Below are 25,520 nucleotides of genomic sequence, written 5' to 3' on the forward strand. Positions count from 1 at the left end.
CGCGGTCGATACCAAAAACAATGCCTCGCCATTTTTCATTCTGGTTGCTGGTCGGATTGATCGGCCTCTTCGGACTGCTCTTCTTCCACGTCATCAAACCGTTTGTGTTGGCGATTTTTGTCGCCATCGTTTTGACGGTTCTGTTTGCACCGCTGCACCAGGCTTTGACCGGTTTCCTGTCGGGGCACAACCGCATCGCCGCTGGCGTAACGACGGGGCTGGTGATGGTGGTGGTGCTGTTACCGATCGGTGTGACGTTGCTGATGGCGGGGAACCAGGTGACACAGATCGGCCGCGACGCTGTCGGTTGGTTCGACGGTCGGTCGGACGATGCGTTCGACGAAACGATCGAGAAGCTGGGGAAATCGACGATCGGTTCGGCGATGAATCGAGTCTACCGGAAGCTCGATCCGCCGCAGCGGCAACAGATCCAGGAATCGGTTTCACGGATCTCCGACGGATTTACCGCCGAACTCTACGACAAGACGCGAGGCCTGATCTCCAACATCGTCACCTTCGGCGTCGGACTCTGCATCATGGCGTTGTCGTTCTACTATTTCCTCGCCGATCGTGAACTCTTTACCCGCGAGCTCCATCGGATGATGCCTTTGGAGAACGAGGAGGAACAGCGGCTGTTCGATAAATTTCAACGAGTCTGCCGCGGCGTGGTCTTGGGAACGGTTGTCGCCGGTGTCGTTCAAGCCGCATTGGCTGGGCTGTCGTTTGCCGTGTTGGGTGTCCCCAACGTCTGGGTGCTGATGGTCCTGACTATGTTTTGCTCCTTCATCCCCTTCCTCGGTTCGGCCGCGGTTTGGGCATCGGTCGCAGCCTGGTTGATGATCGAAGGGAACTATGGATCTGCCATCGGCCTGGCGATCTACGGAGCCGCATTGATATCGACCTCCGACAATCTCGTCCGCGCCTACGTGATCGGCAATCAAGCCAAGCTGCATCCGCTGGTCGCGTTGGTGACCGTTCTGGGAGCATTGAAGCTGATGGGGCTGTGGGGCATCTTCGTCGGGCCGATGATCGCGGCCTTCTTCTACGCGCTACTGAACATCGCCCGCGAGCGAGTCGTTCGGCAGAACCAACAACAGCATGTCGCCGCTCCACCGGAAACGTGAGCCAAGTGCGACGGAGATCCATCCGCTCGGCGAGTTGTTCGGATTGGCATGCCAGTTGCGACGTTTGTTGGTGAAATCAAAAGCTCATCAACATCCGTTTCCCTTCAACGACTGGAGTCATCCCATGTCCGAGCGTCGTCCCGCAGTTATCGTTACCGGAAGTTCGGGTTTGCTGGGACGGCCGGTCTGCACGCAACTGGCCCAGCTCGGTTATGAGGTCTATGGATTCGATCGCGTTGGCCTTCCCGAACCGCCCAAGCGTCCCCCCCATGTCCACGATGTCGAGTGCGATATCAGCAGCTACGAAAACGTACGCGGCGCCGTCGATGACGTCCGTCGACGCTGCGACGCCAAACTGGCTTCGGTTGTACATATGGCGGCCTATTATGACTTTTCAGGCGAACCGAGTCCGCTGTATGAAGAGATCACAGTCAACGGCACCGACCGGCTGTTGAACGCGCTCAGCGACTTCGAATTGGAACAGTTTGTTTTCACCAGCACGATGTTGGTGCACCAGCCCTGTTCACCGGGCGAACGGATCGCCGAAGACGATCCGCTGCAGGCGAAGTGGCCCTATCCGGAGAGCAAGATCGCGACGGAGCGTTTGATTCGCGAAGGGCATCCCGGCGTCCGATCGGTGATGTTGCGAATCGCCGGTGTCTATACAGATTACGGACGCCAACCGACGATCGTCCAACAGATCAAACGCATCTATGAACGCGACTTCCAAAGTCACTTCTTTCCTGGAGATACCGCCGCGGGGCAAGCTGCGGTGCACTGCGACGATGCAATCGCGGCTATCGTTGCAACCGTCCAGAAGCGATCCGATATCGAACCGAAAACGGCGATCCTGATCGGTGAACCGGAGCCACCCTCTTACGAAACGCTGCAGGATGCGATCGGTCAGCGATTGCACGGCAAAGACTGGAAGACGCTGTACGTCCCCCCGGCCCTCGCCAAAGTGGGAGCCTCGGTGACCGACACACTCTCGGGCGGCGAAGCGTTTATCAAACCGTTTATGGTCGACATGGCGGACGACCACTATGCCCTCGATATCTCGCGAGCCAAACAGCTGCTTGGTTGGGAACCTCGGCATCGCTTGATCGACAGTATCCCCAAGATGCTCGACGCCCTGCAGGACGATCCCGACAGATGGTACCGGCAGAACGGTTTGCAATAACGAGTTCGAAAAACTGCGGACAAACCTATTCCCGGCAAACTGTCGACCATGCGAACAACCGCACCAATCGTGAAACGAGTCACCCCAAAGAGCCCTCGATGTTTTTAAAAGCCACAGTCCCCTGCCACGACATCGATCGGCCCGTGCCGCCGTACAAGCACAATCCGTCGGCTTGGTCTCAACGGATTCCGATCTGTCTGCTGGCTTTTGTCGCCGCCGGGATCTCGGTCCATCTGTCCCTGTTTCAGTGGGGACTGATCGAATCGGTCTGGGATCCGGTCTTTGGTGACGGCTCGGACAAAGTTTTAAAGTCGGATGCGGCGCTGAAAATGTATGGAATCCTGGGGATTCACGACGCCGCGTTGGGAGTGCTCGCCTACCTGGGCGATGCGGTCCTTGGACTCGCCGGTTCGGCACGCCGTTGGCAGTATCGGCCCTGGTTAGTGGTCCTCTTTGGAATCGATGTGATTCCACTGGGAATCGTCAGTGTCATTTTGGTGGCGGTCCAAGGACTGGTTGTTGGATCGTGGTGCTTCCTCTGTTTGATGACCGCTCTAATCTCCTTGATCCTGGTCTACTGGGCGTGGGACGAAGTGCGAGTTGCGTTGACGTATCTGTGGATCGTTTGGAAACAGAATCGCGACCGCCGGCTACTGTGGGATGCCTTTTGTGGCAATCGCAGCGAACCGTTGGATCGCGCTGCCGAAAGCCTTCTAACCCGAGAGGTAAAGTGATGTGGGGACGAGTCGTCGAAATTATGACCGCGGCCTGGATGGTATTCAGCCCATTCATCTTCGCGGGCGATCACAGCGAAACACTGCTGATTCTGAATTCATTCACCGCCTTGTTGATCGCGTCGCTAGCAGCCCTCTCCTACTGGCCGCCGACACGTTACGCGCACTTGGGAATCCTGATCGTCGCAACCGGGATGTTGATCTGGGGCCGATTCGCCGAACTCCCTCCGCCCCCCTTTCAACAGAACTACATCGTTGTCGGATTGTTTCTGATGATGATCGCGATCATTCCCAACGAAGCTTCCGACCCACCGCGGGTGTGGCGGAAAGAGGTCGATCACGCGTGAGCGCTCGCGAGCGCGAGCGGTAAACACGATGGCTCACCTCGTTCAACCGCTCGCCAGGTGGTCGTCGGTTTGGCTGGGCGAAGCGAGGCGTTCGAGCTGGATGTCGGAAACTCGCAGCTCCGCGGTTTCCAGATAGACTCCCAGATGGCCTTTCGAAAACGTCTGATCGGCTAGCGACAAGACGACTCTGCCATTGATCGACAGCTCGATATAGCTGCCGAAGACGATCAACTGGACCTCGGCTTCGGTTCGGATCTCCGAATACCAAAACCCCGTTTGCAGCGGCCGGAACTGCATCATGTGCTCACCGCTGCCAGCTTCGCCCGTCCCCCAAGCACGCAGTTGGGCGACTTCTTTGAGCATATCGAGCGACAGATAATATCCGTCTCGCGTCTCCTGATCAGCCCGGAAAACCAAGCCACATTTGCCGACGCCCTTCATCTGCAGCATCGCTTGAAAGCGGAAGTGGTCGAGCGTCTCATCGAAGACAAACGCCTGGAATCCGCTGTCGCACGCGAGGTCCAGATGGCCGCCATCGACGCGGCAATATTCGACCCGCGGTCCGGCGTCGTCTACCAAGCTGTGGATGCACCGCGAATCGACCGGTTCGCGAACGTAAGCGTCGATCCCTTCGAACGTCACCGCCCGCAACATCCCTTCGCCATTCTTGACCAAGCGTTTCGGCGGCGGCATCAAATTCTCCGCCGTCCGATCGCCGATATCCATTGAATAGAAATTCCACAACAGCCAGCCCTTGTCGTCGCGACAAACGCGGCCGGCGTAATTCCCTTGAGCCAACAAAACGTTGTCGTGGTAGCTGAGCCACGAATCGCCGATCTTCTTGGTGTGCCAATAGCGGATCTTGGCGTCCTCGCGGATGCTGCCGATCAAATAGTGGTCGTCGTCGACGCAGATCGCGTTGGGGACTTCGATGTCGTCGTACAACCGCGGATGGTGCAGTGGCGGTTGAGCGACAAAACGATTCGGTTCGACTTCCTTCATGAGCGCCACGCAACCGCGGCGAACGATCGGCCCGGTGTTGATCCGCCCGGCCGCTAACAACCATCCCGCCTTGCCGTCGTGGTAATAAAACGGATCGCGGAAACTGATCCAGTGCCGCCCTTCATCCAACGACGACTCGTAGTACTTAGGATCGGGCTCCAGCGGAAAACAGCTCTCCGCGTCGAACGTCGCATGCCGCGCATCGGCCTCCTGCGAACGACTCTCTCGCACCGCCTGCTTCACCCGTTCGGGATCTCGCGGACCGCGATGGTCTTGCCAATGGACCGGCGTCTTCTTCCAACGGTACAGATCGTCGCTGACCGCCATCCCCAAGCGTTGGTACTTTCCCTGATCGCGCCGCGACAACCCGGTGTAAAACATCCGCCACGATCCCGGTTTGTGCGGATCGGGAGAGATGTGCATCGTCCACAACATCAGGTCGTCCCAGCTGCCGGGGTCGCCGATGAAGAGCGCATTGTTCACGCGTCGCCAATTGATCGCGTCGGTGCTGACCGCGTGCGCGATAAAATCGTGATTGGGCAACACGAGGTGGAACAAATGATAAAGGCCGTCGTGAAACAGAACGTCCACATCGCCAATCGTTTTGCGGCTGCCATCGGTTTCTGCAAACATTGCTACTCTTCGGTTCAGATTAGTTCGAGGCGGGCATGACGAGGCGTCAGCGGCCGGAATCGGCCCTGGATCGCTGCATTGCAACGATCGGCACGCGGTTTGCCGCTCGTCTACCGTAGCGGCTCGCCGCTGTCACAGCAATTTGCAGCCGCCCCTTGGCAGGCCCACTTTTACAGGAAACCATCGATGTCTACTCAATATAGGGAAGCCGACGCAACCGCCAGCGAGCGTCCAATCGGCCAAACGATGCAGGCGATCGTCTACGACGACTATGGCGAAGCCGACGTTTTGCATCGCGCCGAGCTACCGATTCCGCGGCGATTACCGGGGCAATTGCTGCTGTCGGTGGCAGCATCCAGCGTCAATCCGATCGATTACCGATTGCGACGCGGCGAGATGAAAGGGTTGTTGCCTTTCGGCTTTCCACGCATTCCCGGCTACGACATCGCCGGCACCGTTGCCGATTGTGCTCCCGACGCCCCGTTCAAACCGGGCGATCGCGTGATCGCGTATCTCGACTACATCCGCGGCGGTGCCTGCGCCGACTTTGCTGCCTGTTCGGTTGGCGTCGCCGCCCGAATCCCCGACACGCTGCCGACCGAAGAAGCCGCAGCGATCCCCTTGGCGGGGACGACCGCCCTGCAATCGCTCCGCGACCACGGCAAGATCCGAGCGGGGCAACGCGTTTTGATCAACGGAGCCAGCGGTGGCGTGGGGATGTTTGCGGTGCAAGTTGCCAAGTCGTACGACTGCCACGTCACGGCCATCGCCAGCGGCGCCAACGAAGACTTCTGCCGCGAACTGGGGGCGGACGTCTTTTACGACTACAACAAAGTCGACTTTACCAAGGCCGGCGAGCGGTGGGATCTGATCTTCGATGCGGCCGGCAAATCGGGCTATCTCGAAGCCCGTGCGGTCCTGACCGATTCGGGCCGCTTCGTGTCGACCGAACCGGACGTCCAGGGAATCATGATGTCGCTGTTGACGACGCCGCTGTCGAAGCGGGGCAAAGTGATGCTCGCCAAACCGTGCGGTGACGATCTGCGAGCCCTGATCGGTCTGTACGAACTGGGCAAGCTGAAGATCACGCTCGACAGTCAGTTCCCGATGAGCGAAACCGCCGCCGCGCACCGCCGCATCGAACAGGGAGTCGATCGGGGCAAAGTTGTCCTGATAAACAGCTAGCCGTCCTCGATGGGAGTCCGCCGCGCGGCTGGCGGCTTGGGCTCCAAGCTGCTTCGTTTGCAACCAGCCCCGCCGCGAATATCGGCTAGCATCCCGAAGAACGTCGCCTTGGCACGCGATCTGCTTCTCCATTCTCTGAACGAACCTTCACTCAGATAAATATGGAGAATCAAATGAATAACCAATCTCTACAAGGTAAACGGATCGCGTTTCTGGCGACCGATGGTTTTGAGCAAGTCGAACTGACCAAACCGTGGGAAGCAATCAAAGCCGCAGGGGCAGAGTGTGTTTTGGTCTCACCGAAAGACACACAGATCCAAGGCATGAACCACGACGAAAAAGGGGATACCTTCCCGGTCGACCAATCGGTTCATTCCAGCACAGCCGAAGACTTCGACGGCCTTGTCCTGCCGGGCGGCGTTGCCAATCCCGACTCGCTGCGGACCTGCAGCCACTCGGTCGACTTCGTCCGCGATTTCTTTAAACAGCACAAACCTGTCGCAGCGATCTGCCACGGACCGTGGACGTTGATCGAAGCCGACGTGGTCCGCGGTCGCAAGGTGACATCCTGGCCCAGCTTGAAGACCGATCTGGTTAACGCGGGAGCCCAGTGGGTCGACGAGGAATGCGTCTGCGATGAGGGACTTGTGACAAGTCGCAACCCCGACGATCTGCCCGCCTTCTGCGACAAGGCGATCGAAGAGTTTGCCGAGGGTAAACACGCTCAGCAAACCGCCTAATTCCTGGCGTCGCCAGCCGCTGCATCGCATCGTCGCAGTGGCGATGCGATCGCCTCCGCCCTCCCTAAAAACGAAAGGTGCAATCACCATGGATACTCAACAAAAACTGATCGATCTTGTCAAAGAATTCGACAACGCGATGCTAGTCACTCGCAGCAACGATCGCACGCTCGACGCCCGTCCGATGGCGATCGCCGAAGTCGAAGAGGATGGCCAAATCTGGTTCGTCACCGACCGCAACTCGGGCAAAGTTGCCGACCTGATGCTAGACGTCGAGGTCGCGGTGACGATGCAGAGCGGCCACAAGTTCGTCTCGATCTCCGGGACCGCGGAAGCTGTCGACGATCGGGCGAAGCTGAACGAACTGTGGAAAGAGGCTTGGAAGGTCTGGTTCCCCGAAGGGAAGGCGAGCCAAGCGATCGTGCTGTTACGCATCAAGCCGCTGCACGGCCAGTACTGGGACAACTCCGGCTTGCAAGGCGTCTCCTATCTGATCAAAGCTGGCAAGGCTTACCTACAAGGGAAGCGTCCCGAGACCGATGAAGCAACCAACGCGTACGTCCCGCTATAGACGACGCTCCACAATCGGAGTCACCAGACTTCGAAACGACTCTTCATTGCGGGTGACCTGCGGATTCAATCGCTCACCGGCACGAAACAGAGCGACGTCAACATTTAGAATGTCTTTACTCTCAGGCGAATTAGCCGGCACTAGTCCAGCTTCTTCGCTTTCTTACGATGGAAGTGGCGAGCGATCCGATCTTCCACAAAACCAAGCACGACCAGCACCACCGCAGCACAGGCGGTCAGAATCAATGCAAGCGACACGCGGCCGACTGCGGTAGCGACGCCGATGCCAGCGGTCAGATAGATCGTCGCCGCCGTCGTTAGACCTTCGACGCCCTCCCGCTTTTGATGGACGATCGTGCCGGCGCCAAGGAAGCTGATCCCCACGACGATCGCCTGCAGAATACGAATCGGATCGGCTTTCAGAAGGGCATCCTTTTCGTGCTGAGCGAATTGGTCGACGATCTCCTGCCCCAGGATCATCATCAACGCCGATCCTGCGCTGACGAAGATATGCGTGCGAATACCAGCCGGTTTGCCAGCGATCTCACGCTCGATTCCCAACACCGCGCCACAGGCGGCAGCGATCGCGATCGTTTGTAGATTTTGAACGTCAAGCTCTTGCAACATTTTTGACTCGGCACAACGACGCGTTAAAGGATCTTTCCAAACCAGGCGTGAAGCCGCGCTGATCCGCTTTGCCCAACTAACGCTATTTTACGACGGCGCCAGATGCAGAACCAATCAGGCGCTGAATGATCGAACGAGAAAAGCCGGTCCCCACGCGAGCGAACCGGCTGATTTGAAGTCACACAAAGAGGCGACGGCGGCATCTACTTCGTCTTGCTCGCCGAACGACCATCGGGAACGGGATCGCCCTGCCGTCGCACTAGATGAAACAACATCACCTTGCTCCCCTCGGGCGATTCAAATTTCGTGGGGCGATCGTTTCCAGGCAACGCATAACAGAGCGACCATTTGTCATCTCCCTGGAATTTGAGGATCCCCGCGGCGACGATGTCTTCCGTCGGAACCTTCAAGTCGCGTTTGGCGACCGTCGATTTCTGCGGCACCGAAGTCATGTTGATCTGAATCGGATCCTCAGCCGAATCGATACTGAAGACGGCGCGAAACCGCTGGTGCTCGTTGCGATCATAAGTCGTGATCGTGTTCGTCGCGACAGTGTTGTAGGTTCCCTTGAGTTCCGCTTCGGACAGTTCGCGGCCTTGGTTCGCGCCTCCGACAACCTCCCATCGACCCTGCAACCGCTGCATCACGGAGTCGTTTAGTTTGGCATCCTTCTTCCCGTCGTCAGCCAATGCGATCGGCGAACATGTGGCGAGAAGGGTCAGGGCTGTGAGACGGGCAATAAATCGCGTTGACATCGGTAGGCTCCAGTTCGAGTAAGTGAATTGAGATCTTCACTACCGATGCACGTTCTGTGCCCAACGCCGCCGCCGACTCAAAAAAACAACCGAGCATGCCCGAGCGACACTTTCCGGCAGCTAACCGTGCGAGCGACCACAGCCGCCGAAACAATCGAAGGCGATCCGTGTCAGCACCCGTTTCCCACGCACACTCTGGATCGCATGCGTCTTGAATCGGCCTGGGGTTTCAGATTCCGCGGCGTTGGAATCTTCGTATTTCACCCGATCGTTATCGAGCAGAGTTTCGACAAACTGCACCACCTCGTCGGCCGCTCCTTGAACATCGGGCAGCCCACCCAAGACCGCCGCGCGGGCGCTCACCTCGCCGACCAACACCGACGCGGGAGCAAAGGCTACGACGCCCTTGAGTCGCCGATCCAAACCGCCCAACGGCACCTCGTGTTCATGAATCGCTTCGGCAATCGTCTCGCCTGCCATCTGAAACGACTGAACCGCAAACTTCGCGGTGCTGGCAACCCCCAGACGTTTTGCCAGGTCAGTAGTCACCGATTTCGGGATGCTAATCTTTTGCGAACGCCCCGACATCGATGGAGCGCCACCGGCCAACAGCGAAACCGGAGCCAACATCGCCGAACTACCGAGGGGGATGTTGTGAGCCGCAAAGGCATCGCGGATCGACAGATGATTGGCGCCTCCGTTGAGCTCGCTATCGACAAGGATCATCGCCCGCCCGACAGCTCGGAAGTAACGGCTTTCCGACGGTGCGATCTTCGCCGCTCCGATCAACAACCGGCCTGTCGTTTGAGCAGCTTCCAGCAACGATTGTTCATCGCGATTGGGACGCGAGTTAAAGATGTTGGCGAGCGTATCGTAGACACATCCGCTGACGACACGTCCAAAACTGTGGATCTCCGAACTCAGCTCATCCGGCGGCGCACTGTGTGGCAAGAGGATCGGGTGCTGCCAGACAAACTCGTTTAGCGCCCGACGCGGTTTGGACGCAGCATGCGACGCTCCATACTCGCGGCGAATCCCATCGGACAGATCCTCGGCGGTCGCTTCGACGTAGTTGGCTGTTCGCAAATCGGGCGACTCCGCCAACAGCGTCTCGCGGGTCAGCGGATCCATCAACGCGGTAAGGATCGCCACAAGATCGCCGAAGGCTTCGTGGAAGGCGCCGGTTTCGGTGAAGTTGACGCTGAACAACTGGGGCCGAATCGCATCGAGAAAGGCGTGCCCTGCTTCGTGCGCGACGACGTCGGTGCTGGCCCCTGAATACGTCGTTTTCTGGCCGCTGGTGTGATGGAAAAACGAAAGCGAAGACCGATCGTAGTAGGCGTTCAGATCGTCTCCCGCATCCTGACGCAGCAACAGCGTCTTCTTGTTTCCCTGCCAACGTTTCAGCGGCCCGTTGAGCGCTTCCCACGTTTCGATACTTCGTAGCGCCGCCTCGCGGCACTGCCAAAACAGAAACTCCTTCGTCCCAACGCTATGCTCCCCTTCGCCTTGCACTCCCGAAAATCGGAAGCCCGCTCGGTCGGCAGGTCGCTCGGGAAGTGGATCGATCGTCCGCAGCGGTGCAAACGCTTGTGATAAAGGATCGTTGGGAATGAAGTTGATCGGCATTTTCTAACTCCTGTTCGAACATCCGCAGCGTGAGTCCCTACAGGAACTAAATGCAGGGAACGGAGAATTTGCGACAGCAATTCCCTGCACTTTTCACCATACCACAATCCCCAATGCAGTTAGTCGGCAAAAATCGCCGACGGGTCGCGTCGAGGTGTCGCTGCGTCATCGTCTGCGATCAGACGAACTATCGAACATGATCATCCCTTGACCGATCACTCGATCTCGCCGCCGCCAGCACGCGGATCGACTTTCAAACTTTCCAAATAGGCAACGAGATCGCGGATCTCTCGCGGCGTCATCTGTTTGACGAGGTCCTCGGGCATCGCCGATTTACCGCGGCGGCGAGCCACGATTTCTTCGGTTGGGATCTTTACCTCGCTGCCATCGGCTTTCATCAACCGGACTTCGTCATCGGTCTCGTCCCGGATGATGCCGGTGAAAACCTGCCCCAGGTCGTCGGCGATGACTGCGGTTTCGAAGCCTTTGGCGATCGCCGCGTCGGGACGGACGATCGCTTCGAGCAGGTATTTGCGATCTCGCTGGGCTCCGATCGTCGTCAACACCGGGCCGACTTGGCCACCTTGACGATGAACGCGGTGACAGCGGACGCAGGAGAGTTCGGTCTTTTCAAAGAACAGCTTTTCCCCCGCGGCGCGATCGCCGCCGACCAGCGAAGCGCGGTAGATAGCCAACGCATCGTCCTGAGCCCAACGCGCTTCGGCCGCCGCCAGGTCGCTGGCAAGCGATGGGTTCACGCGTCCCTTAGCCGCTTCGACGACGTTCAGCCAAACATCTTCGGGCAGATCGCCATCGATGTACTGCTGCAATCCGTCTTCGATCTGGTGCGTCGCTTCCGCCGATTCGTTGGCCGCCAAAAGATCCCAAGCGACCTGGCGTTCAGTCGGATTTTTCGATGCGATCGCGTCGCGCAGTGCGGGCATCAAATTGCCAGCGTCCAGTTTCGCCAACACGCGGAGCGCGGCGATCCGCAACTCGGGCTGGTCCGCCACCAGAGCGCTCCCAGCAAATCCGGGGGCTCCCTTGGGATCAAGCTTCGCCAGCGCCAACATCGCTGCGGCGCGAGTCTGCACGTCGATCGATTCGTCCGAAAGTCGAGCGATCAATTGCGGAGCGATCTCGGCGATCTCCAACTCCGCCGCCAACTCGATCGCTCGATTTGCGATCGGCTCCGGCGTCGACAGCAGCCGCGACAATTGGTCGGTCACCGCCGCGGCGACTTCCGCATCGGGACGCGGCTTCATCGGACGCCAATGATTGATCACGCGGTCCAACGCGTCGGGCTGCTTCCACTGCGACAACATCTCCAACGCTTCCAACCGCAACGATTCGCTGGCCGATGGTTCAGCGGCGTAGCGAGCGACGGCTACCAGGCGATCGTTGCTGCCGATGCGGAAGTTGGCGTTCAACACGCGCCGCATCAACGCGTCGTCATCGGTCGGGCGAGCGATTTGATCGGCCAACGCGGGAAGAGCTTCGACGATCGGCAGATCGTTGATCGCGCGGGCGGCTTCCAGAGCGACCATCGGTTCGTAGTCGCTCAAAAATTCAGCGGTCAGCGGCGACGCTTGCCGACGCAGGGCAACCACCGCGGCGCGGCGGACCGATCGATTCGGGTGATCCTTCAGTTCAGCAATCTGTGAACTGCTGGCGATTCTAGACAGGGCCATGATTCCGCCGTGGCGAAGGATCGGATCCTGGTTGTTGTTCCGTTCCAACATCCGCACGATCGCGTCGAACGATTCGCTGTCGCGGAGACTACCAACGGCCATCGCCGCAAAATATTTGACGCGATCGTCCTGGTCGTCGATCGCATCGCGCAAGTGCCGCGAGACGGTGTGGTTGGGAAGCGAGCCGAGCAGGTCGGCTCCCGCGGCGCGCAGATAGGGATCGCCGTCGACGACCAACGGTTCGATCGCCTGAATCATATCAGCCGAAAGCCCTTTCCCACGAGCGATTTGCCCAAGGCCCCAGACCCCATGCAGGCGATGGACCGTCGAAAGCGTAGGGTCTTGGATCACGCGGCGGAATGCTTCGGCATCCGATCGCGCGGCCAGCTGCCACTGCGCCGCGAGCCGCACGCGTTGATCGGCATGCCCCAACAGATCGACTAACCGGTCTTCCTGCATTGCGTTCCAGTCGCCTGCCAGCAGCGCCTGAACTTCTTTTACGATCTCCGATTCGGAGTATTCGGGGTCGGCAAAGCGGTAGACCCGGCCCTTCCCTTGCCCGACCCAACCGTCGACCCAGTCGCTGACGTAGATCCCGCCATCGGGTCCGAACGCGACGTCGGTCGCCAGGATGCTCCACAGCGGTTGCTGATCGTCGACGAGTTCGAAGAACGCTCCCTTCGGTTTCACGCGGAAGGTGCGGACGCCACTGTTTGCCGGCGTCCCTCGGAAATCGGCCAGCAGGAATCGCCCCTTCCAATCGTCGCTCAGACCAGTGCCGGGATAATAGGTCAGCCCCGACGGACCGTCAGCAAAATTAGCGATCGGCGGCACGATGTAAGCCGGCTGTTCTTCATGGAACGGATGCCAGATCTTCTCGCGATTGAACGGTCCGCGGTCGCCATAATATTGGTAATTCATCCGCCAGCCGGTGTCGCCACCTTGGACGATGTAGACCCACCGCGCCCGGTCGCCGCTGTCGGAATTGTTGTCGCCGGTGAACAGGTTGCCATATTCGTCGAAGGCGAGTTCCTGCGGGTTGCGGAGCCCGGTGGCAAAGACCTCCAGATCCGAACCGTCCAGTTCACAGCGGAAGATCGCCCCGCTGCCCGGATCAAACAGATGGTTCCCTTCGGCGGTCTGCACGTTGTAGCCGCGGTCGCCGATGCTGAAGTAGATCCGCCCATCGGGGCCACGGATCAAACCGTGCATGTCGTGGCCGCGAAATGCGACGCGGACGCCAAACCCGTCAGCCAGAGCGGTCCGTTGATCGGATTTCCCATCGCCGTTGAGATCGTTCAATTTCCACAGCTTGGGAATGCAGGTGTAATAGACATCGTCTTCGACAGCCAAAACGCCCGCTCCGGTCCCTTCTTCGATCCCGTTAAATCCGCTGGCAAAAACCGTCGCCTTGTCCAGTTTCCCGTCGCCAGTCGTATCTTGCAGCAACCGAATTCGATCGTCTTGCTGTTCGTAGGTGATCGCTTGATCGCCCAACAGGCGTTTGTGATAGGCGATCCGGTCCTGCACGCTCTGCGCCGCCAGATCGGCTCGCAACCATTTGTTATCGTGGCCGCGATTGTCGGTCACGCCGATGTCTTGGCGGAACGATTCGCACACCCAAAACCGCCCCTTGCGATCGATATCAAACGCGACGATGTTGGCCACCTCCGGTTCGGCCGCCACAAGTGTCGCCGCCCAACCGTCGGGCTTCTTGAAGCCAGCGATCGCTTGTTCCCCTTCGCTGGACGCCGCCGCGATGACCGGTTCGACAGCGGGCGAGGCCGCTTGGGCAAAGAGTGCTGCTGGGTTGCAGCAAGAGAGAAAACAGAGAACCGCAACCGACAGTAAGCGACACATAAGAAGGTGCTCTTGTGGGAGGAGATGAGGTATTTGATCGAGCATCGTCGATGAGGCGTGATGCCCACACATCAGCGGGGGATGCCAGCGACGGCATACATATTAACGCCCAGAAGCTCGCTGAGGGAGGGTCGAACCAGTGGTGCGGAGTCGCCGCCGCCCCCAACGCGTCCTTCGGCAGTCGCAAAGCGACGGCATGCAGTAGCCAGGGACGCAAGTCCCTGGTTCCCACAAGCACAGCGTCCTCTCGCAGTCGCGAAGCGACGGCATGAAGATAGGACTGGTGCACCTGTCGTCGCTTCGCGACTGAGGCGTGGAGTGGGTTGATTCGGCTGATTCCTGGGACTTGCGTCCCAGGCTATTGCATTCCGTGGCTTCGCCACTGGACAGGGCAGCCCTCCCCGAGAAACTCGCTAAACGCTTGTTTCTCGACCCTCCCGGCTTCGCCGGGCGGGTGAATTTGCATGGGCCAAGACTGGCGTCGTGCGCGGCGACTATTCGTCGGCGACGTTGACGTAGACCTTCAACGCGGAGGCATCTTCGACCAACAAACGCATCATCTCTTTATAGTTGTCCAGGCCGTCGACGGGGCTGGTGAGGATCTTTTCCAGCACGCTTGGGAACATCATCTCGCCCAACGCCAGGTCGCGGATGCCCATCTCGAAGTGATCGCGGTTGGCGTTCACGCTGCCAACTAACAACTTGTTACCAAGAACCCAGTTGATGTTGATCTCGTCGGTGGGCAAGGTGTGCGTCTTGTCGCCACCGGTGATACTGGTCCAGACCAGGACGCCGTTGTGACCAAGATGCTTCATCGCATCGAAGGCCAGCTGGCTGCTGCCGGTCGCGTCGACGATCAACTCCGGCTTGCCCGTCTGCTTGACCAACTCTTCCAACGGAGTCTGTTTGGTGCTGATGTATTTCGCTTCCATCCCGGTCACGATCTCGCTCTTCAAGTTCGGCGCTTCGCCGCGAGCGATCGTGTAGACATCCAGGCCGCGCAGCTTCAAGATCAGCGTCGTCAGCAGACCGATCTGACCGCTTCCCAGAACGTAAGCCACCTCGGGACGCCAAACCTTCATCCGGCGTTGGGCTTCATAGGCTTGGTGAACCGCTTTGGCAGCGCAGCTCATCGGTTCCATCAGCACGTGCAAGTGCTTCAGACCTTGAGGGACGCGAACGATGTAATCCTCGGCGTCGACAAAGTACTCGGTCAAGAAACCGTGTCGCAGGTTGATCCCGCGCTCATAATAGGTCTCTTCGCTTGTCATGTCATAGGTGCCGATCTGATCGTAGATCGATCCCCCCGGACGGCGGACGGTCGCTGTCACGTAATCGCCTGGTTTGAAGCGACGGACATTCGCCCCAACCGCTTCGACAACGCCAAACGATTCGTGACCGAGGACCAGGTATTCGAAACCGGGAGGCGCATTGCCGTACAAGGCGTCGTTGATCTCGCGGTCGGTCGCATCGACGCCCACTTTCAAAACACGAACCAAAACTCCCTTTTCGTCCGGAATATCGGAGACCTTTGGCATGGGAATATCTTCGAGATGGACGCTGTTAGGCTTTCCAGGCGTGACGGCGACTGCTTTCATAAGTGTCTCAGTTAGATCTGTTTTGGGTGGAAAAAAAGAATGTGGCTTCGGCGGTACAACAATCCAGCAAACGGCTGAATTGGAAAGCGACCAAGGGCTTGAATCACTCCATTGATTGCATTTAAACCGACACGGACCGTCCCATCGTAACAGCCGAATGCTGCTGTTTGGAGTGGGCGTCTTGAGGGGCAGAATTATTTTTGACAGGGACCGTTGTCAAAAAGAAGGAATGCCCTTAGAGTGAAGTGCAGCAAAGCTTCTCGCACTCCCGAAATCGGACCTCATGAACCCTACGCAACCAACGACCGACGTTCGCCAAGTCGACCGGCAATTGTTGGACCAGCTGAGGCGCCATGAATCGATGGTGATCGCGGATCTTGTCGATGCGATGGGTGTCACCGCCACGGCGGTTCGCCAACGAATCGACAGGATGCTGGAAATGGGACTGGTCCAACGGGCCAAGATCAACGGCGGCCGCGGGCGACCGAGTTTTGCCTACATGCTCAGTCCGGCGGGACACCGTCAGGCGGGTGCTGATCCGGGCCAACTTGCGGTAGCAATGTGGCAAGCGATCAGCGAATTGCCCGACCCGGAAACTCGCAAATGGTTGCTGCAGCGGGTCGCCCAACGCGTGGGGGCGGAATACCGCGAGCAACTGGCGGACAGCAGTTTAGCGGATCGGATGGATTCGATGTCGCATTTGCTAGCGGAGAAGCGGATTTTGGCCGAATTTTCCAACGACGGCAGCCTGCCCGTTTTGGACGTTCACGCCTGTCCCTACCCCGACCTGACCGACGAAGGCCAGCGACGCGACATGTGTCACTTAGAACAAGAGATGTTGAGCGAGGCCTTGGGGCAACCGATGGAGCTGTCTCGCTGTCAATTAGACGGGCATTCGTGTTGTCAATTTGCCCCCGTACCAAGCCAATAAACGACCATACGAACCGACAACGGCCCCCAATTGGCGGCGAACCGAGTGCGGTTTGGATAACCAGGAATCGAAGAAATCATGACAAAACCAACCTTAACCATCACCAATCTGCACGTTTCCGTTGGCGACAAACCGATCCTTCGCGGCGTCGACCTGGTCATGCGACACGGGGAAACCCACGCCATGATGGGCCCCAACGGTAGCGGAAAGAGCACCTTGGGATTGGCGATCATGGGACACCCCGGTTACGAAGTGACCGAGGGTTCGATCACCCTGGACGACCAAGACGTGCTGGCGATGAGCCCCGATGAGCGGGCTCGCGGTGGAATCTTCATGGCGTTCCAACGCCCGATGGCGATCCCCGGCGTCAAGATGGCCGACTTCCTGCGTCACGCAACAACCAATGTCCGCAACCCCGAACGCAAGGAAGGGGAAGAGTTGATCCCGATGCGTGAGTTCCGCAAGGAACTGAAGGGGAAGATGGAACACTTGCGAATGGATGTCGAATTCGCTCGCCGTTACGTCAACGACGGATTCAGCGGTGGCGAAATGAAGCGTGCCGAAATCTTGACGATGGCGATGCTGCAACCAACCTTCGCAATCCTCGACGAAACCGACAGCGGTCTGGACGCCGATGCCGTTCGTTTGGCCAGCGAATCGATCGCCGAGATCGGCCGCGAGAAGATGGGTCTGTTGATCATCACCCACCACGACAAATTGCTCGAACACAATCCGCCCGAATTCACTCACGTGATGTTGGGCGGCCGGATCGTCGAAACCGGCGGCAGCGAATTGGCCGACGAATTGCACACCAACGGATACGACCGAATTCGCAAGGCGCATCCCGAAGCAGACGCTCTCAACCAAGAGATGCTGTCCGAAGAAGCTGTCGAAGCTTAAGCATCGAACCGGCGACTCAGGTCGCTACTCGACGCAAACGACGAACAAAAACGCCGCGCTCGAATCAGGCGGCTAACCTATATAAGGAATTTCCCATGGCGATCGATATCGCAGACAACTCCGAAATTGGCGAGATCAACAAGTACAACTTCCGGACCGAAACGACCGGAGTGTTCAAGGCCCAGAAGGGTATCAACGAAGCGATCGTTCGCCAGATTTCCGAGATCAAGAACGAGCCGAAGTGGATGCTCGACTTCCGGCTCAAGAGCCTGAAGACGTTCGAAGAACGCCCGATGCCCAAGTGGGGCGGTGCGATCGATATCGATTTCCAGGATATCTTCTATTACCTGAAGCCGACCGATCATCAGGGAAAGACCTGGGACGACGTTCCCCAAGAGATCAAAGACACCTTCGAAAAGCTGGGCATTCCCGAAGCGGAACGCAAGTTCTTGTCGGGCGTGAAGGCGCAGTTCGAGAGCGAAGTGATCTACGGTTCGTTGGAAGAGGATCTGGCCAAGCAGGGCGTGATCTTCACCGACACCGACACCGCGGTTCGCGAGCATCCCGATTTGGTCCGCGAGTACTTCGGTAAGATCATTCCGCCGGAAGACAACAAATTTGCCGCGCTCAACAGCGCCGTTTGGTCGGGCGGATCGTTCATCTACGTTCCACCGGGCGTCAAGATCGACTTCCCGCTGCAAGCCTATTTCCGCATCAACGCGGAGAACATGGGTCAGTTCGAACGGACGTTGATCATCGTCGACGAAGGGGCCAGCATCCACTACGTCGAAGGCTGCACCGCGCCGATGTACAGCAGCGAAAGCTTGCACAGTGCGGTTGTCGAAGTGATCGTCAAGCGAGGTGCTCGCGCCCGTTACACGACGATCCAAAACTGGGCCAACAACATCTACAACCTGGTCACCAAGCGAGCTTACGCTTACGGCGACGCCACAATGGAATGGGTCGACGGCAACTTGGGCAGCAAGTTGACGATGAAGTACCCTGCGGTTCACATGATGGAACCGGGTGCTCGCGGCGAAATCTTGTCGATCGCGTTTTCGGGTGCCGGACAGCATCAGGACGCGGGTGCCAAGTTGGTTCACGCCGCACCGCACACCACCGGCCAGATCATCTCCAAATCGATCAGCAAGAACGGCGGCCGCAGCAGTTACCGCGGTCTGGTTCGCGTCGAAAAGGGTGCTCACCACAGCAAGAACAACGTCGTCTGCGACGCGTTGATCTTGGATGACATCAGCCGCAGCGACACCTATCCCTACATCGAGATCTTGGAACAAGACGTCTCGATCGGGCATGAGGCGAGCGTTTCGCGGATCGGCGAAGAGCAGCTGTTTTATCTGCTCAGCCGCGGCCTGACCGAACAGGAAGCCAGCGCGATGATCGTCAACGGGTTCATCGAACCGTTGGTCAAAGAGCTGCCGATGGAATACGCCGTCGAAATGAACAAGCTGATCCAACTGCAGATGGAAGGCAGCGTCGGCTAAGCAATCGGATCGACCGCAGGGCCTTTAGCGCTTCGCGCTGCTGAAGGCCCCGTCTCCGATTTGCTCGCTTTTCCTTGATAGAAAAACCATTTAGACGTCACCAAAATCAGACATGACACAAACAGCGACGCAAACAAAATTTGACACCGAAGGCTTTGAAGCGTTCCTCGCTACCAAGTCGCAACCGCAATGGGTTGTCGACGCGCGGCGAAAAGCGTGGGAAAGCTACCAGCAGATGGAATGGCCGCATCGTCGGCACGAGGAATGGATTCGCAGCGATTTGCGGCTGTTCAACCTCGACAAATTCTCCGTCCCCACCGACACTCCAGCCGCTGCCGAAACGCACCCGTTGCTGAACGTGGGCGTCGATTTGGCGGGGCACGTCGACACGCTCGATTGCCACATGGTCAGCGAATCGCTCGACCCTGAACTGGCAGCCAAAGGCGTGATCTTCGGCAGCCTGGACCGCTTGGTCAGCGAGCATCCCGAGATCATCCAACCGCTGCTCTTTTCGGCAGTCGATCCGACCTACGACCGTTTCGCCGCGTTGCACGCTGCGTTCTGGAGCGGCGGTTCGATCCTGTATGTTCCACGCGGCGTCGTGATCGACAAACCACTGCACATGTCATCGTTCATGAACGACGGCGCAACCGATCTTTCCCACACGCTGGTCGTGTTGGAAGAGGGAGCCGAAGCGACGGTCCTGCAAGAATCGAACAGCTTCGATCGCAAGGCGGGCGGTTTCCACTGCGGTGCGATCGAGTTGATCCAACGCCCCGGATCGCACCTGCGTTTTGTGACCCTTCAAGATTGGGGCTACAAGACCTTCCACTTCGCTCACCAACAAGCGATCGTCGACCGCGATGCAACATTGCAATGGACGATCAGCGCGATGGGAGCGGGCTTCGCCAAGGTGAACCAGCAGGTTCAACTGGTCGGCCCCGGAGCGGACAGCCAAGTCAACGGCGTGATGTTCACCGAGGGACGCCAGCACCTGGCCTACCACACCCTGCAGCATCACTCGGCACCCAACTGCCACAGCGACTTCCTGTACAAATCGGCTCAGCAAGACAACAGCCAAACCGTTTGGAAGGGAATGATCAAGGTCGACAAGATCGCTCAGAAGACCGACGGTTACCAACGCAACGACAACCTGTTGCTCAGCGGTTCGGCTCGCGCCGATTCGATCCCCGGCCTGGAGATCGAAGCCGACGACGTCCGCTGCACCCACGGCAGCACGTCCAGCCAAGTCGATGCCGAACAGATCTTCTACGCTCGCTGCCGCGGATTCACGCAGAAGGAAGCGGTACGGATGATCGTCACCGGATTCTTCCAGCAGATCTTCGACCGGATCTCGATCGAAAGCGTTCGCGACGCGTTGGGCGATGCGATCGCAAAACAAGTCCGAGACTACGCGTAAGCGACGTCCATTCACCCTACTATTCGGCGGAGCTTACCGAAATGCCGTTGCAAGAAGATACCGTCCGCGAGTCGTTGAAGAAGGTCATCGATCCGGAATTGTTCGTTAACATCGTCGATCTGGGCCTCGTCTACGAGGTCTACATCACCGAGAAGGAAGACGAGAAGTACGACGTCAAAATCGACATGACGATGACCAGCCCGATGTGCCCAGCCGGCCCGCAATTGGTCGCCGGAGCGAAAGCTGCGATCGAAGAATGCGAAGGGGTCGAAGAGGCCGAGGTCAAAGTCGTGATGGATCCGCCATGGACTCCCGACTGCATGACCGACGACGCCCGCGACCAACTGGGCATCTTTTAGACCGATCGAGCCACCAAGGCTCTTAATAGGTAGCAAGCTTACAACCGGATGGGCGCCGACGCGCATCCGGATTCCGTCGCGTCGCCCTTGTACTCGCAAGAGACACTTCTTGGCCGCGGCGGATGCTCCAATGCTATCGCCCCCCCGATCTGCCTCCGTATATCGGAGTTTCCGCAGAATCGGAATAATCGTTAAAGTCGATCACACGGCGCGGTCGAATCTATCGAAGGGGAGGGTGGAGCTGCGCATAACTTGCATTGAAGTGTGTGATGTTGCGCTCATCGAAAACCACCTGCTGCCTGTTGTTGCTCCTGCTGATTTCGGCGTCGGGCTGCAGCTTGGTCCCCGACGCGATCCACGATCCGCAGGTCCACAATCCGTTTCCCCAGCTGAAACGGATCGCTGTCCTGCCATTCTTCAATCAGTCCAACGAACCGACGCTGAATCAAGATGCGGTTGCCGAAGCTTATTACGGCGAACTGCAAGCGATCCTCGGCTTCGAAGTCCTACCCGTTGGCGTGACCAAGCTGAAGTGGCACGAATTCAATCGCCAGTACGGCGATTCAGCTGGCCCCGACTATTTCCAACGCTTCGCCCAATATCTCGATGTCGACGCGGTCGTCGTCGGTGCGGTCACCGACTTCACCCCGTATTACCCGCCGCGGATGGCGATGACGACACATTGGTACGCAGCCAATCCCGGCTTCCATCCAATCCCGCCGGGCTATGGCCTGCCGTGGGGAACGCCAGAGGAAAAAGACATCCCCCGCGATGTCGTCCTGGAAACCGAATTCGAATTGGCTCGCGCTCAGCTGAAGACTCAGTCGCCGCAGAGCCCCGCCGCCCCGGCACCTCAGGCTCCGTATCCAAGCAGCGACACCCCGCCAGCTCCTGCCGACATGACGATCTTCGACCCTGCGGCTGGCGATCCAGCGATTGCTGGCAGCCTGCCGGGTGGATGGCCCGACCCTACTGGCCTGATACCCGATCCACCAAGCGTCGTTCCACCGCCGATGCTAGCGCAAGCAGAGCCGGTGCTATCACACACGCGAATCTACCGCGGAGACGATTCCGAATTTACGCAAAAGTTGGCCGATACCTTCTATTCCGATGATGACGCCCGTTTTGGAGGGTGGCAATCTTACCTATCCCGCAGTGACGATTTCATCCGTTTTTGCTGCAAGTTGCATATAACCGAAATGCTCGGTTCTAGGGGGGGCAAGCATAAAAGCGACCTCATCCTTAGGTGGCCTATCAGCCGATACGAACGCTAGGCAGTTCAGGCAAGATGGACCTGAGGTGCGAAACTGGCGAACACGAGCACTTTTAGGGCGTCACTGGATGGACAAGGAAATCAATGTTCTGGCTCTCGTCAAAGGAGAGGAGAAGTTTATCTTTTTGTACGACGACGCAAATCGGACCGAGACCTTACGGTTGTTGGGACGTTTTGCAGCCGATCCCGAGATCGACTTTTCGTGGTACGACGCGGCGGTATTGAGCAAGCGGATTCGCGACTCGATCCCAGCCGTGGTTGAAGAGGAACCGATCCACCGACGATTTGCAGCCTAAGGAATTTGATCGCGATGCGTAGCGCTATCCCCCAGTTCTTGCAATACCTTGCACATGAACGCAACGCTTCGGATCTGACGATCAAGGCCTACCGCGAAGATCTGTTTGGGTTGGTCGAGTTCCTCGAGGATCAGCGTGGCAGCACGCCGAAGCCGCAGGACCTGTCGCCGCAAGACCTCCGCGGCTACCAGGCGGCGTTGCAAGAGGCGGATTACGCCCGCAACACGATCTCGCGGAAACTGGCTTCGCTGCGAAGCTTTTACCGCTTTGCCCAGCGGCAGGAACTGGCGACGACCAACCCTGCCAGCCCGCTGCGGAATCCGCGACGGCAGCGGAAACTGCCGCACGTCCTCTCGGGGGGCGAAGTCAATCGGATCCTCAAGACGCCGCCGACGAACGACCCCAACGGCCTCCGCGACCGCGCGATCCTGGAAACGCTGTACAGCGCCGGGCTGCGTGTTAGCGAATTGGTCGGGCTGAACGACGGCGATCTCGACTTCGACCAACAGATCATTCGCGTTCGCGGTAAGGGCCGCAAGGAACGGATGAGCCCGTTGGGTTCGTTTGCCATCCGCGCCCTGCGACGTTACATGCCGACTCGCAATCGCGATCCGAAAGAGCCTCAGTCCCCTTCGGCCGCTACGTTTTTGAACCGCTTCGGTCGCCGATTGACCACGCGCAGCGTCGGCCGGATGCTGGAAAAACACATCCAGGTCGCGGGGCTCGACACACGAACCAGCCCGCACACGCTGCGGCACAGCTTTGCCACGCATCTGTTAGACGCAGGCGCCGACATCCGTAGCGTTCAGGAATTGCTCGGGCACAAGAGCCTGGCGACCACGCAGATCTACACGCACGTCAGCGCCGCCAACCTGTTGGCGATCTACGAAAAAGCTCATCCGCGAGCTCGATAGCAAACCCTGCCTCGAGCCCTCCTGCCGCTGGCCGCGATGTCGCCCGGCGGCGTCTCTTTTAGGGCGGGATTGCTATTGCCGTCGGCCGCCGATAATCGCGACAGTACCGGCAACCATGTGGAAGGGAATGCGCGAACCATTGAATAACTTAAATCATCTGCACCGAACGGTCTTTGTGCCGCTGGCCCTGTGCGCCGCGATTCTACTCGCAGTGCCAGGTTGCGGCCGGTTGATGCATCAATTGATCCCGCCATCCCCGCCGACATCGTTGACTGTCAATCCAGCGATGTTGCCAGCGGTGAAGCCCGACTTCTTGTGGCTGCAAATCGTCGATACCGTCGACGATTATTTCCGAATCAAAACCGAGCAGCCTCTGAACGGAATCGACGGATCGTTGGAGTCGACCTACCGCGTGGGGGCTTCGATTTTAGAGCCGTGGAACCGCGATAGCACGCGCGGATTCGAACGCTTGCAAAGCACGCTGCAATCGATCCGCCGCAAAGGGATTGTCAACGTCCACGCCCAGCAATCGGGATATTCGATCGAAGTCGTGGTGCTCAAGGAGATCGAAGACGTCGATCACAGCCAAGGGGGAAGCGAGGGTTCGCTGTCGCTGCGACACGATGGAACGGTGACCCGCAGCGATGAGATCTTCACCGGCGAACCGATCACGCTGGGCTGGATTCCGCTGGGCCGTGACACCAGCCTGGAACAAGTGATCCTAAACGAGATCCTCGATCGCGTCCTCGAACCCGATCGCAAGAAACTACTGCATCATTGATCCACGTGGCCGCGGTTCACTCCCCAGCCAGTTGATCTAACAGCCGGCGAAGCTGCGGAATGAATTCCCGCAGCGCACGCGCTCGATGGCTGAGCGCCTTCTTCACGCTCGGCCCCAATTGCCCGAAGGTCAAGTGATACTCGGGGATCTCGAACATCGGGTCGTATCCAAAACCGTGCGTCCCGTGACGCTGTTGGATAATCCGGCCGCAACACTTCCCGTTGGCGGTCAGTCGTTCGTTCCCGTCGGGATCCGAAAGACTGAGGTAGCAGTTGTAATAGGCGGTGCGGCGCTCCAGCGGCACGCCTTCCAAACGCTCCAACAAAAGATCGTTGTTCTTTTCGTCGGTCGCATCGTCCCCCGAGAAGCGAGCGCTGTAGATCCCCGGCGCCCCATCGAGGGCGTCGACCGACAGACCGCTGTCTTCGCCGAGCACCCACTGGCCCAGATGCTTGGCCTGTTGAGTCGACTTCAGCCGTGCGTTCTCGGCGAACGAATCTCCATCCTCGACGACTTCGATCGCCGTGGGCCAATCGGCCAACGTGGTCAAGCGAACTCGATCGGCTGGCATCACGGCTTGGATCTCGATCGCCTTTTTGCGATTCCCCGTCCCTAGTACTAATTCAAACATCGCGTCTATTTCGCCTTGGATTGTTTTTCCGTAAACACGCTCAGGTCGATCCGTCCCTTGCCGACGACAGGGATCTTGCCGTTGCGCAGATCGTTCGCATCGCAAAGCCCCTTCAGCGTCCGATAGGTGCTCAACCCATCGCTGCGGACCAGGAAGACGATCGAATCGTCCTTGCCATTGAGGACCTTGTTCATTAACGCTTTGAAGTCTTCGTCGCCAGCCGCCTCGGCGGTCCGGATTCGTTTGGGCGGCGACAGGTTGTGCATCACCAACGCCCCCTCGGCGCATTCGACGAAGTGAGGCGTGAAGGAGAGCCCGCTGCCCTGCGGCAAGACGGTCACGTTCCCTTCGGTCGGAACGTCTTTCCGCTTCTGCAGTTGAGCTTCCAGCTGGGCGAGTTCTTCCTGGACCGCCGAAAGTTCGGTCTGCATGTCGCCGATCGTTTCGCGATCCTTGGGGTTCACCTGCGGGATCACGACTTCCATCTTCTTCTGCTCTTCCAGCTGCTTCTCCAGCTCTTCGGTCTCCTTGAGCAGTTCTTCCAGCTCCGCCTGCGTCAGCTTGCGTTCCTGCTGAGTCTCCTTCAGATGGAGCGCTGCGGAATTGGAAACCGAGATCCGTTGCTGCAACTGCTGGATCGATTCGTCCGCCTCTTTCTGCTTCTTCTGAACCGTTTCGTATTCTTCGATCTGAGCGATGTCGGGCGAATCGGTCTGCGCAAGAGCCAGCGTGGCGATCATCATCGTCAACACTCCGATCACACAGGCAACGATACTCAAGAATGGAAACAGTGAGATATCGTCGTCGTTGGTTCGAGGACGTCTAGCCATGATCGATT

At 58.5% G+C, this 25,520-nt stretch carries 24 protein-coding genes; 16 read left to right on the forward strand and 8 right to left on the reverse strand.

Annotated elements, in window-relative coordinates; genetic code table 11:
* Nucleotides 1-20: 20 nt before the first annotated feature.
* The 4 genes from CA51_RS15645 to CA51_RS15660 all read left to right on the forward strand — a co-directional run bounded on the left by CA51_RS15645 (nt 21) and on the right by CA51_RS15660 (nt 3,385).
* Nucleotides 21-1,124: an AI-2E family transporter gene (locus CA51_RS15645; protein ID WP_197451219.1), complete on the forward strand. Its 1,104-nt coding sequence runs from the start codon at nt 21-23 to the stop codon at nt 1,122-1,124.
* Nucleotides 1,125-1,248: 124 nt separating this feature from the next.
* Entirely contained in the window at nt 1,249-2,304 is a 1,056-nt protein-coding gene (locus CA51_RS15650; protein WP_145122164.1) for an NAD-dependent epimerase/dehydratase family protein, read from the forward strand.
* A 98-nt stretch (nt 2,305-2,402) separates the two neighbouring features.
* Nucleotides 2,403-3,038, forward strand: a complete 636-nt coding sequence (locus tag CA51_RS15655; RefSeq protein WP_145122166.1) for a vitamin K epoxide reductase family protein — start codon at nt 2,403-2,405, stop codon at nt 3,036-3,038.
* On the forward strand, nt 3,038-3,385 hold the full coding sequence (locus CA51_RS15660) for a hypothetical protein (protein WP_145122168.1): 348 nt from the start codon (nt 3,038-3,040) through the stop codon (nt 3,383-3,385). The genes CA51_RS15655 and CA51_RS15660 overlap by 1 nt, the downstream gene beginning before the upstream one ends.
* 42 nt (nt 3,386-3,427) lie before the next feature.
* Here CA51_RS15660 and CA51_RS15665 read toward each other — a convergent pair whose 3' ends face one another.
* Nucleotides 3,428-5,020, reverse strand: coding sequence for a glycoside hydrolase family protein (locus CA51_RS15665; RefSeq protein ID WP_145122170.1), 1,593 nt, complete (start codon nt 5,018-5,020; stop codon nt 3,428-3,430).
* 186 nt (nt 5,021-5,206) lie between these two features.
* Here CA51_RS15665 and CA51_RS15670 point away from each other — a divergent pair, with 186 nt between their 5' ends.
* The 3 genes from CA51_RS15670 to CA51_RS15680 all read left to right on the forward strand — a co-directional run bounded on the left by CA51_RS15670 (nt 5,207) and on the right by CA51_RS15680 (nt 7,516).
* Nucleotides 5,207-6,205 (forward strand): NAD(P)-dependent alcohol dehydrogenase, encoded by a 999-nt coding sequence (locus CA51_RS15670; RefSeq protein WP_231745723.1) that lies wholly within the window; start codon nt 5,207-5,209, stop codon nt 6,203-6,205.
* Between the two features lie 173 nt (nt 6,206-6,378).
* Nucleotides 6,379-6,945: a type 1 glutamine amidotransferase domain-containing protein gene (locus tag CA51_RS15675; protein WP_145122172.1), complete on the forward strand. Its 567-nt coding sequence runs from the start codon at nt 6,379-6,381 to the stop codon at nt 6,943-6,945.
* An 88-nt stretch (nt 6,946-7,033) separates the two neighbouring features.
* Nucleotides 7,034-7,516 carry a pyridoxamine 5'-phosphate oxidase family protein gene (locus CA51_RS15680; RefSeq protein WP_145122174.1) on the forward strand — a complete coding sequence of 161 codons (483 nt, stop codon included), beginning with the start codon at nt 7,034-7,036 and terminating at the stop codon, nt 7,514-7,516.
* A gap of 140 nt (nt 7,517-7,656) precedes the next feature.
* Here CA51_RS15680 and CA51_RS15685 read toward each other — a convergent pair whose 3' ends face one another.
* The 5 genes from CA51_RS15685 to CA51_RS15705 form a co-directional block, all read right to left on the reverse strand.
* Nucleotides 7,657-8,142, reverse strand: coding sequence for an MgtC/SapB family protein (locus CA51_RS15685; RefSeq protein WP_145122176.1), 486 nt, complete (start codon nt 8,140-8,142; stop codon nt 7,657-7,659).
* Between the two features lie 203 nt (nt 8,143-8,345).
* Nucleotides 8,346-8,897 (reverse strand): TIGR03067 domain-containing protein, encoded by a 552-nt coding sequence (locus CA51_RS15690; protein ID WP_145122178.1) that lies wholly within the window; start codon nt 8,895-8,897, stop codon nt 8,346-8,348.
* Nucleotides 8,898-9,017: 120 nt separating this feature from the next.
* The gene (locus tag CA51_RS15695; RefSeq protein ID WP_145122180.1) at nt 9,018-10,526 is read right to left on the reverse strand and encodes a gluzincin family metallopeptidase; all 1,509 of its coding nucleotides are present in this window, start codon (nt 10,524-10,526) and stop codon (nt 9,018-9,020) included.
* A 215-nt stretch (nt 10,527-10,741) separates the two neighbouring features.
* A complete protein-coding gene (locus CA51_RS15700; protein WP_197451220.1) occupies nt 10,742-14,077 on the reverse strand; it encodes a PVC-type heme-binding CxxCH protein in 3,336 nt (1,111 codons plus the stop codon).
* 494 nt (nt 14,078-14,571) lie between these two features.
* A complete protein-coding gene (locus CA51_RS15705; protein WP_145122184.1) occupies nt 14,572-15,675 on the reverse strand; it encodes a glucose 1-dehydrogenase in 1,104 nt (367 codons plus the stop codon).
* Nucleotides 15,676-15,958: 283 nt separating this feature from the next.
* Here CA51_RS15705 and CA51_RS15710 point away from each other — a divergent pair, with 283 nt between their 5' ends.
* The 9 genes from CA51_RS15710 (at nt 15,959) to CA51_RS15750 (ending at nt 24,051) form a co-directional block, all read left to right on the forward strand.
* Nucleotides 15,959-16,606 carry a helix-turn-helix transcriptional regulator gene (locus CA51_RS15710; protein WP_145122186.1) on the forward strand — a complete coding sequence of 216 codons (648 nt, stop codon included), beginning with the start codon at nt 15,959-15,961 and terminating at the stop codon, nt 16,604-16,606.
* A 78-nt stretch (nt 16,607-16,684) separates the two neighbouring features.
* Complete coding sequence (sufC, locus tag CA51_RS15715) at nt 16,685-17,506, forward strand: Fe-S cluster assembly ATPase SufC (RefSeq protein WP_145097460.1); 822 nt, start codon at nt 16,685-16,687, stop codon at nt 17,504-17,506.
* 95 nt (nt 17,507-17,601) lie between these two features.
* Nucleotides 17,602-19,008, forward strand: coding sequence for a Fe-S cluster assembly protein SufB (sufB, locus tag CA51_RS15720; protein ID WP_145097457.1), 1,407 nt, complete (start codon nt 17,602-17,604; stop codon nt 19,006-19,008).
* Between the two features lie 112 nt (nt 19,009-19,120).
* Nucleotides 19,121-20,428 (forward strand): Fe-S cluster assembly protein SufD, encoded by a 1,308-nt coding sequence (sufD, locus tag CA51_RS15725; protein WP_145122188.1) that lies wholly within the window; start codon nt 19,121-19,123, stop codon nt 20,426-20,428.
* A 41-nt stretch (nt 20,429-20,469) separates the two neighbouring features.
* The gene (locus CA51_RS15730; RefSeq protein ID WP_145122190.1) at nt 20,470-20,787 is read left to right on the forward strand and encodes a metal-sulfur cluster assembly factor; all 318 of its coding nucleotides are present in this window, start codon (nt 20,470-20,472) and stop codon (nt 20,785-20,787) included.
* A 269-nt stretch (nt 20,788-21,056) separates the two neighbouring features.
* Complete coding sequence (locus CA51_RS15735) at nt 21,057-22,061, forward strand: hypothetical protein (protein ID WP_145122192.1); 1,005 nt, start codon at nt 21,057-21,059, stop codon at nt 22,059-22,061.
* Nucleotides 22,062-22,128: 67 nt separating this feature from the next.
* Complete coding sequence (locus CA51_RS15740) at nt 22,129-22,356, forward strand: hypothetical protein (RefSeq protein WP_145122194.1); 228 nt, start codon at nt 22,129-22,131, stop codon at nt 22,354-22,356.
* A gap of 14 nt (nt 22,357-22,370) precedes the next feature.
* The gene (gene xerC, locus CA51_RS15745; protein WP_145122196.1) at nt 22,371-23,270 is read left to right on the forward strand and encodes a tyrosine recombinase XerC; all 900 of its coding nucleotides are present in this window, start codon (nt 22,371-22,373) and stop codon (nt 23,268-23,270) included.
* Between the two features lie 139 nt (nt 23,271-23,409).
* Nucleotides 23,410-24,051 carry a hypothetical protein gene (locus CA51_RS15750; RefSeq protein ID WP_231745724.1) on the forward strand — a complete coding sequence of 214 codons (642 nt, stop codon included), beginning with the start codon at nt 23,410-23,412 and terminating at the stop codon, nt 24,049-24,051.
* Nucleotides 24,052-24,067: 16 nt separating this feature from the next.
* On the opposite strand, the gene rdgB is transcribed toward CA51_RS15750, so the two are convergent.
* Together rdgB and CA51_RS15760 are read right to left on the reverse strand one after the other, a co-directional pair.
* The gene (gene rdgB, locus CA51_RS15755) at nt 24,068-24,682 is read right to left on the reverse strand and encodes an RdgB/HAM1 family non-canonical purine NTP pyrophosphatase (RefSeq protein WP_145122198.1); all 615 of its coding nucleotides are present in this window, start codon (nt 24,680-24,682) and stop codon (nt 24,068-24,070) included.
* 5 nt (nt 24,683-24,687) lie between these two features.
* Nucleotides 24,688-25,512: a hypothetical protein gene (locus tag CA51_RS15760; RefSeq protein ID WP_145122200.1), complete on the reverse strand. Its 825-nt coding sequence runs from the start codon at nt 25,510-25,512 to the stop codon at nt 24,688-24,690.
* Nucleotides 25,513-25,520: the final 8 nt, after the last annotated feature.

This window comes from Rosistilla oblonga, assembly GCF_007751715.1.
GTDB classification, from domain to species: domain Bacteria; phylum Planctomycetota; class Planctomycetia; order Pirellulales; family Pirellulaceae; genus Rosistilla; species Rosistilla oblonga.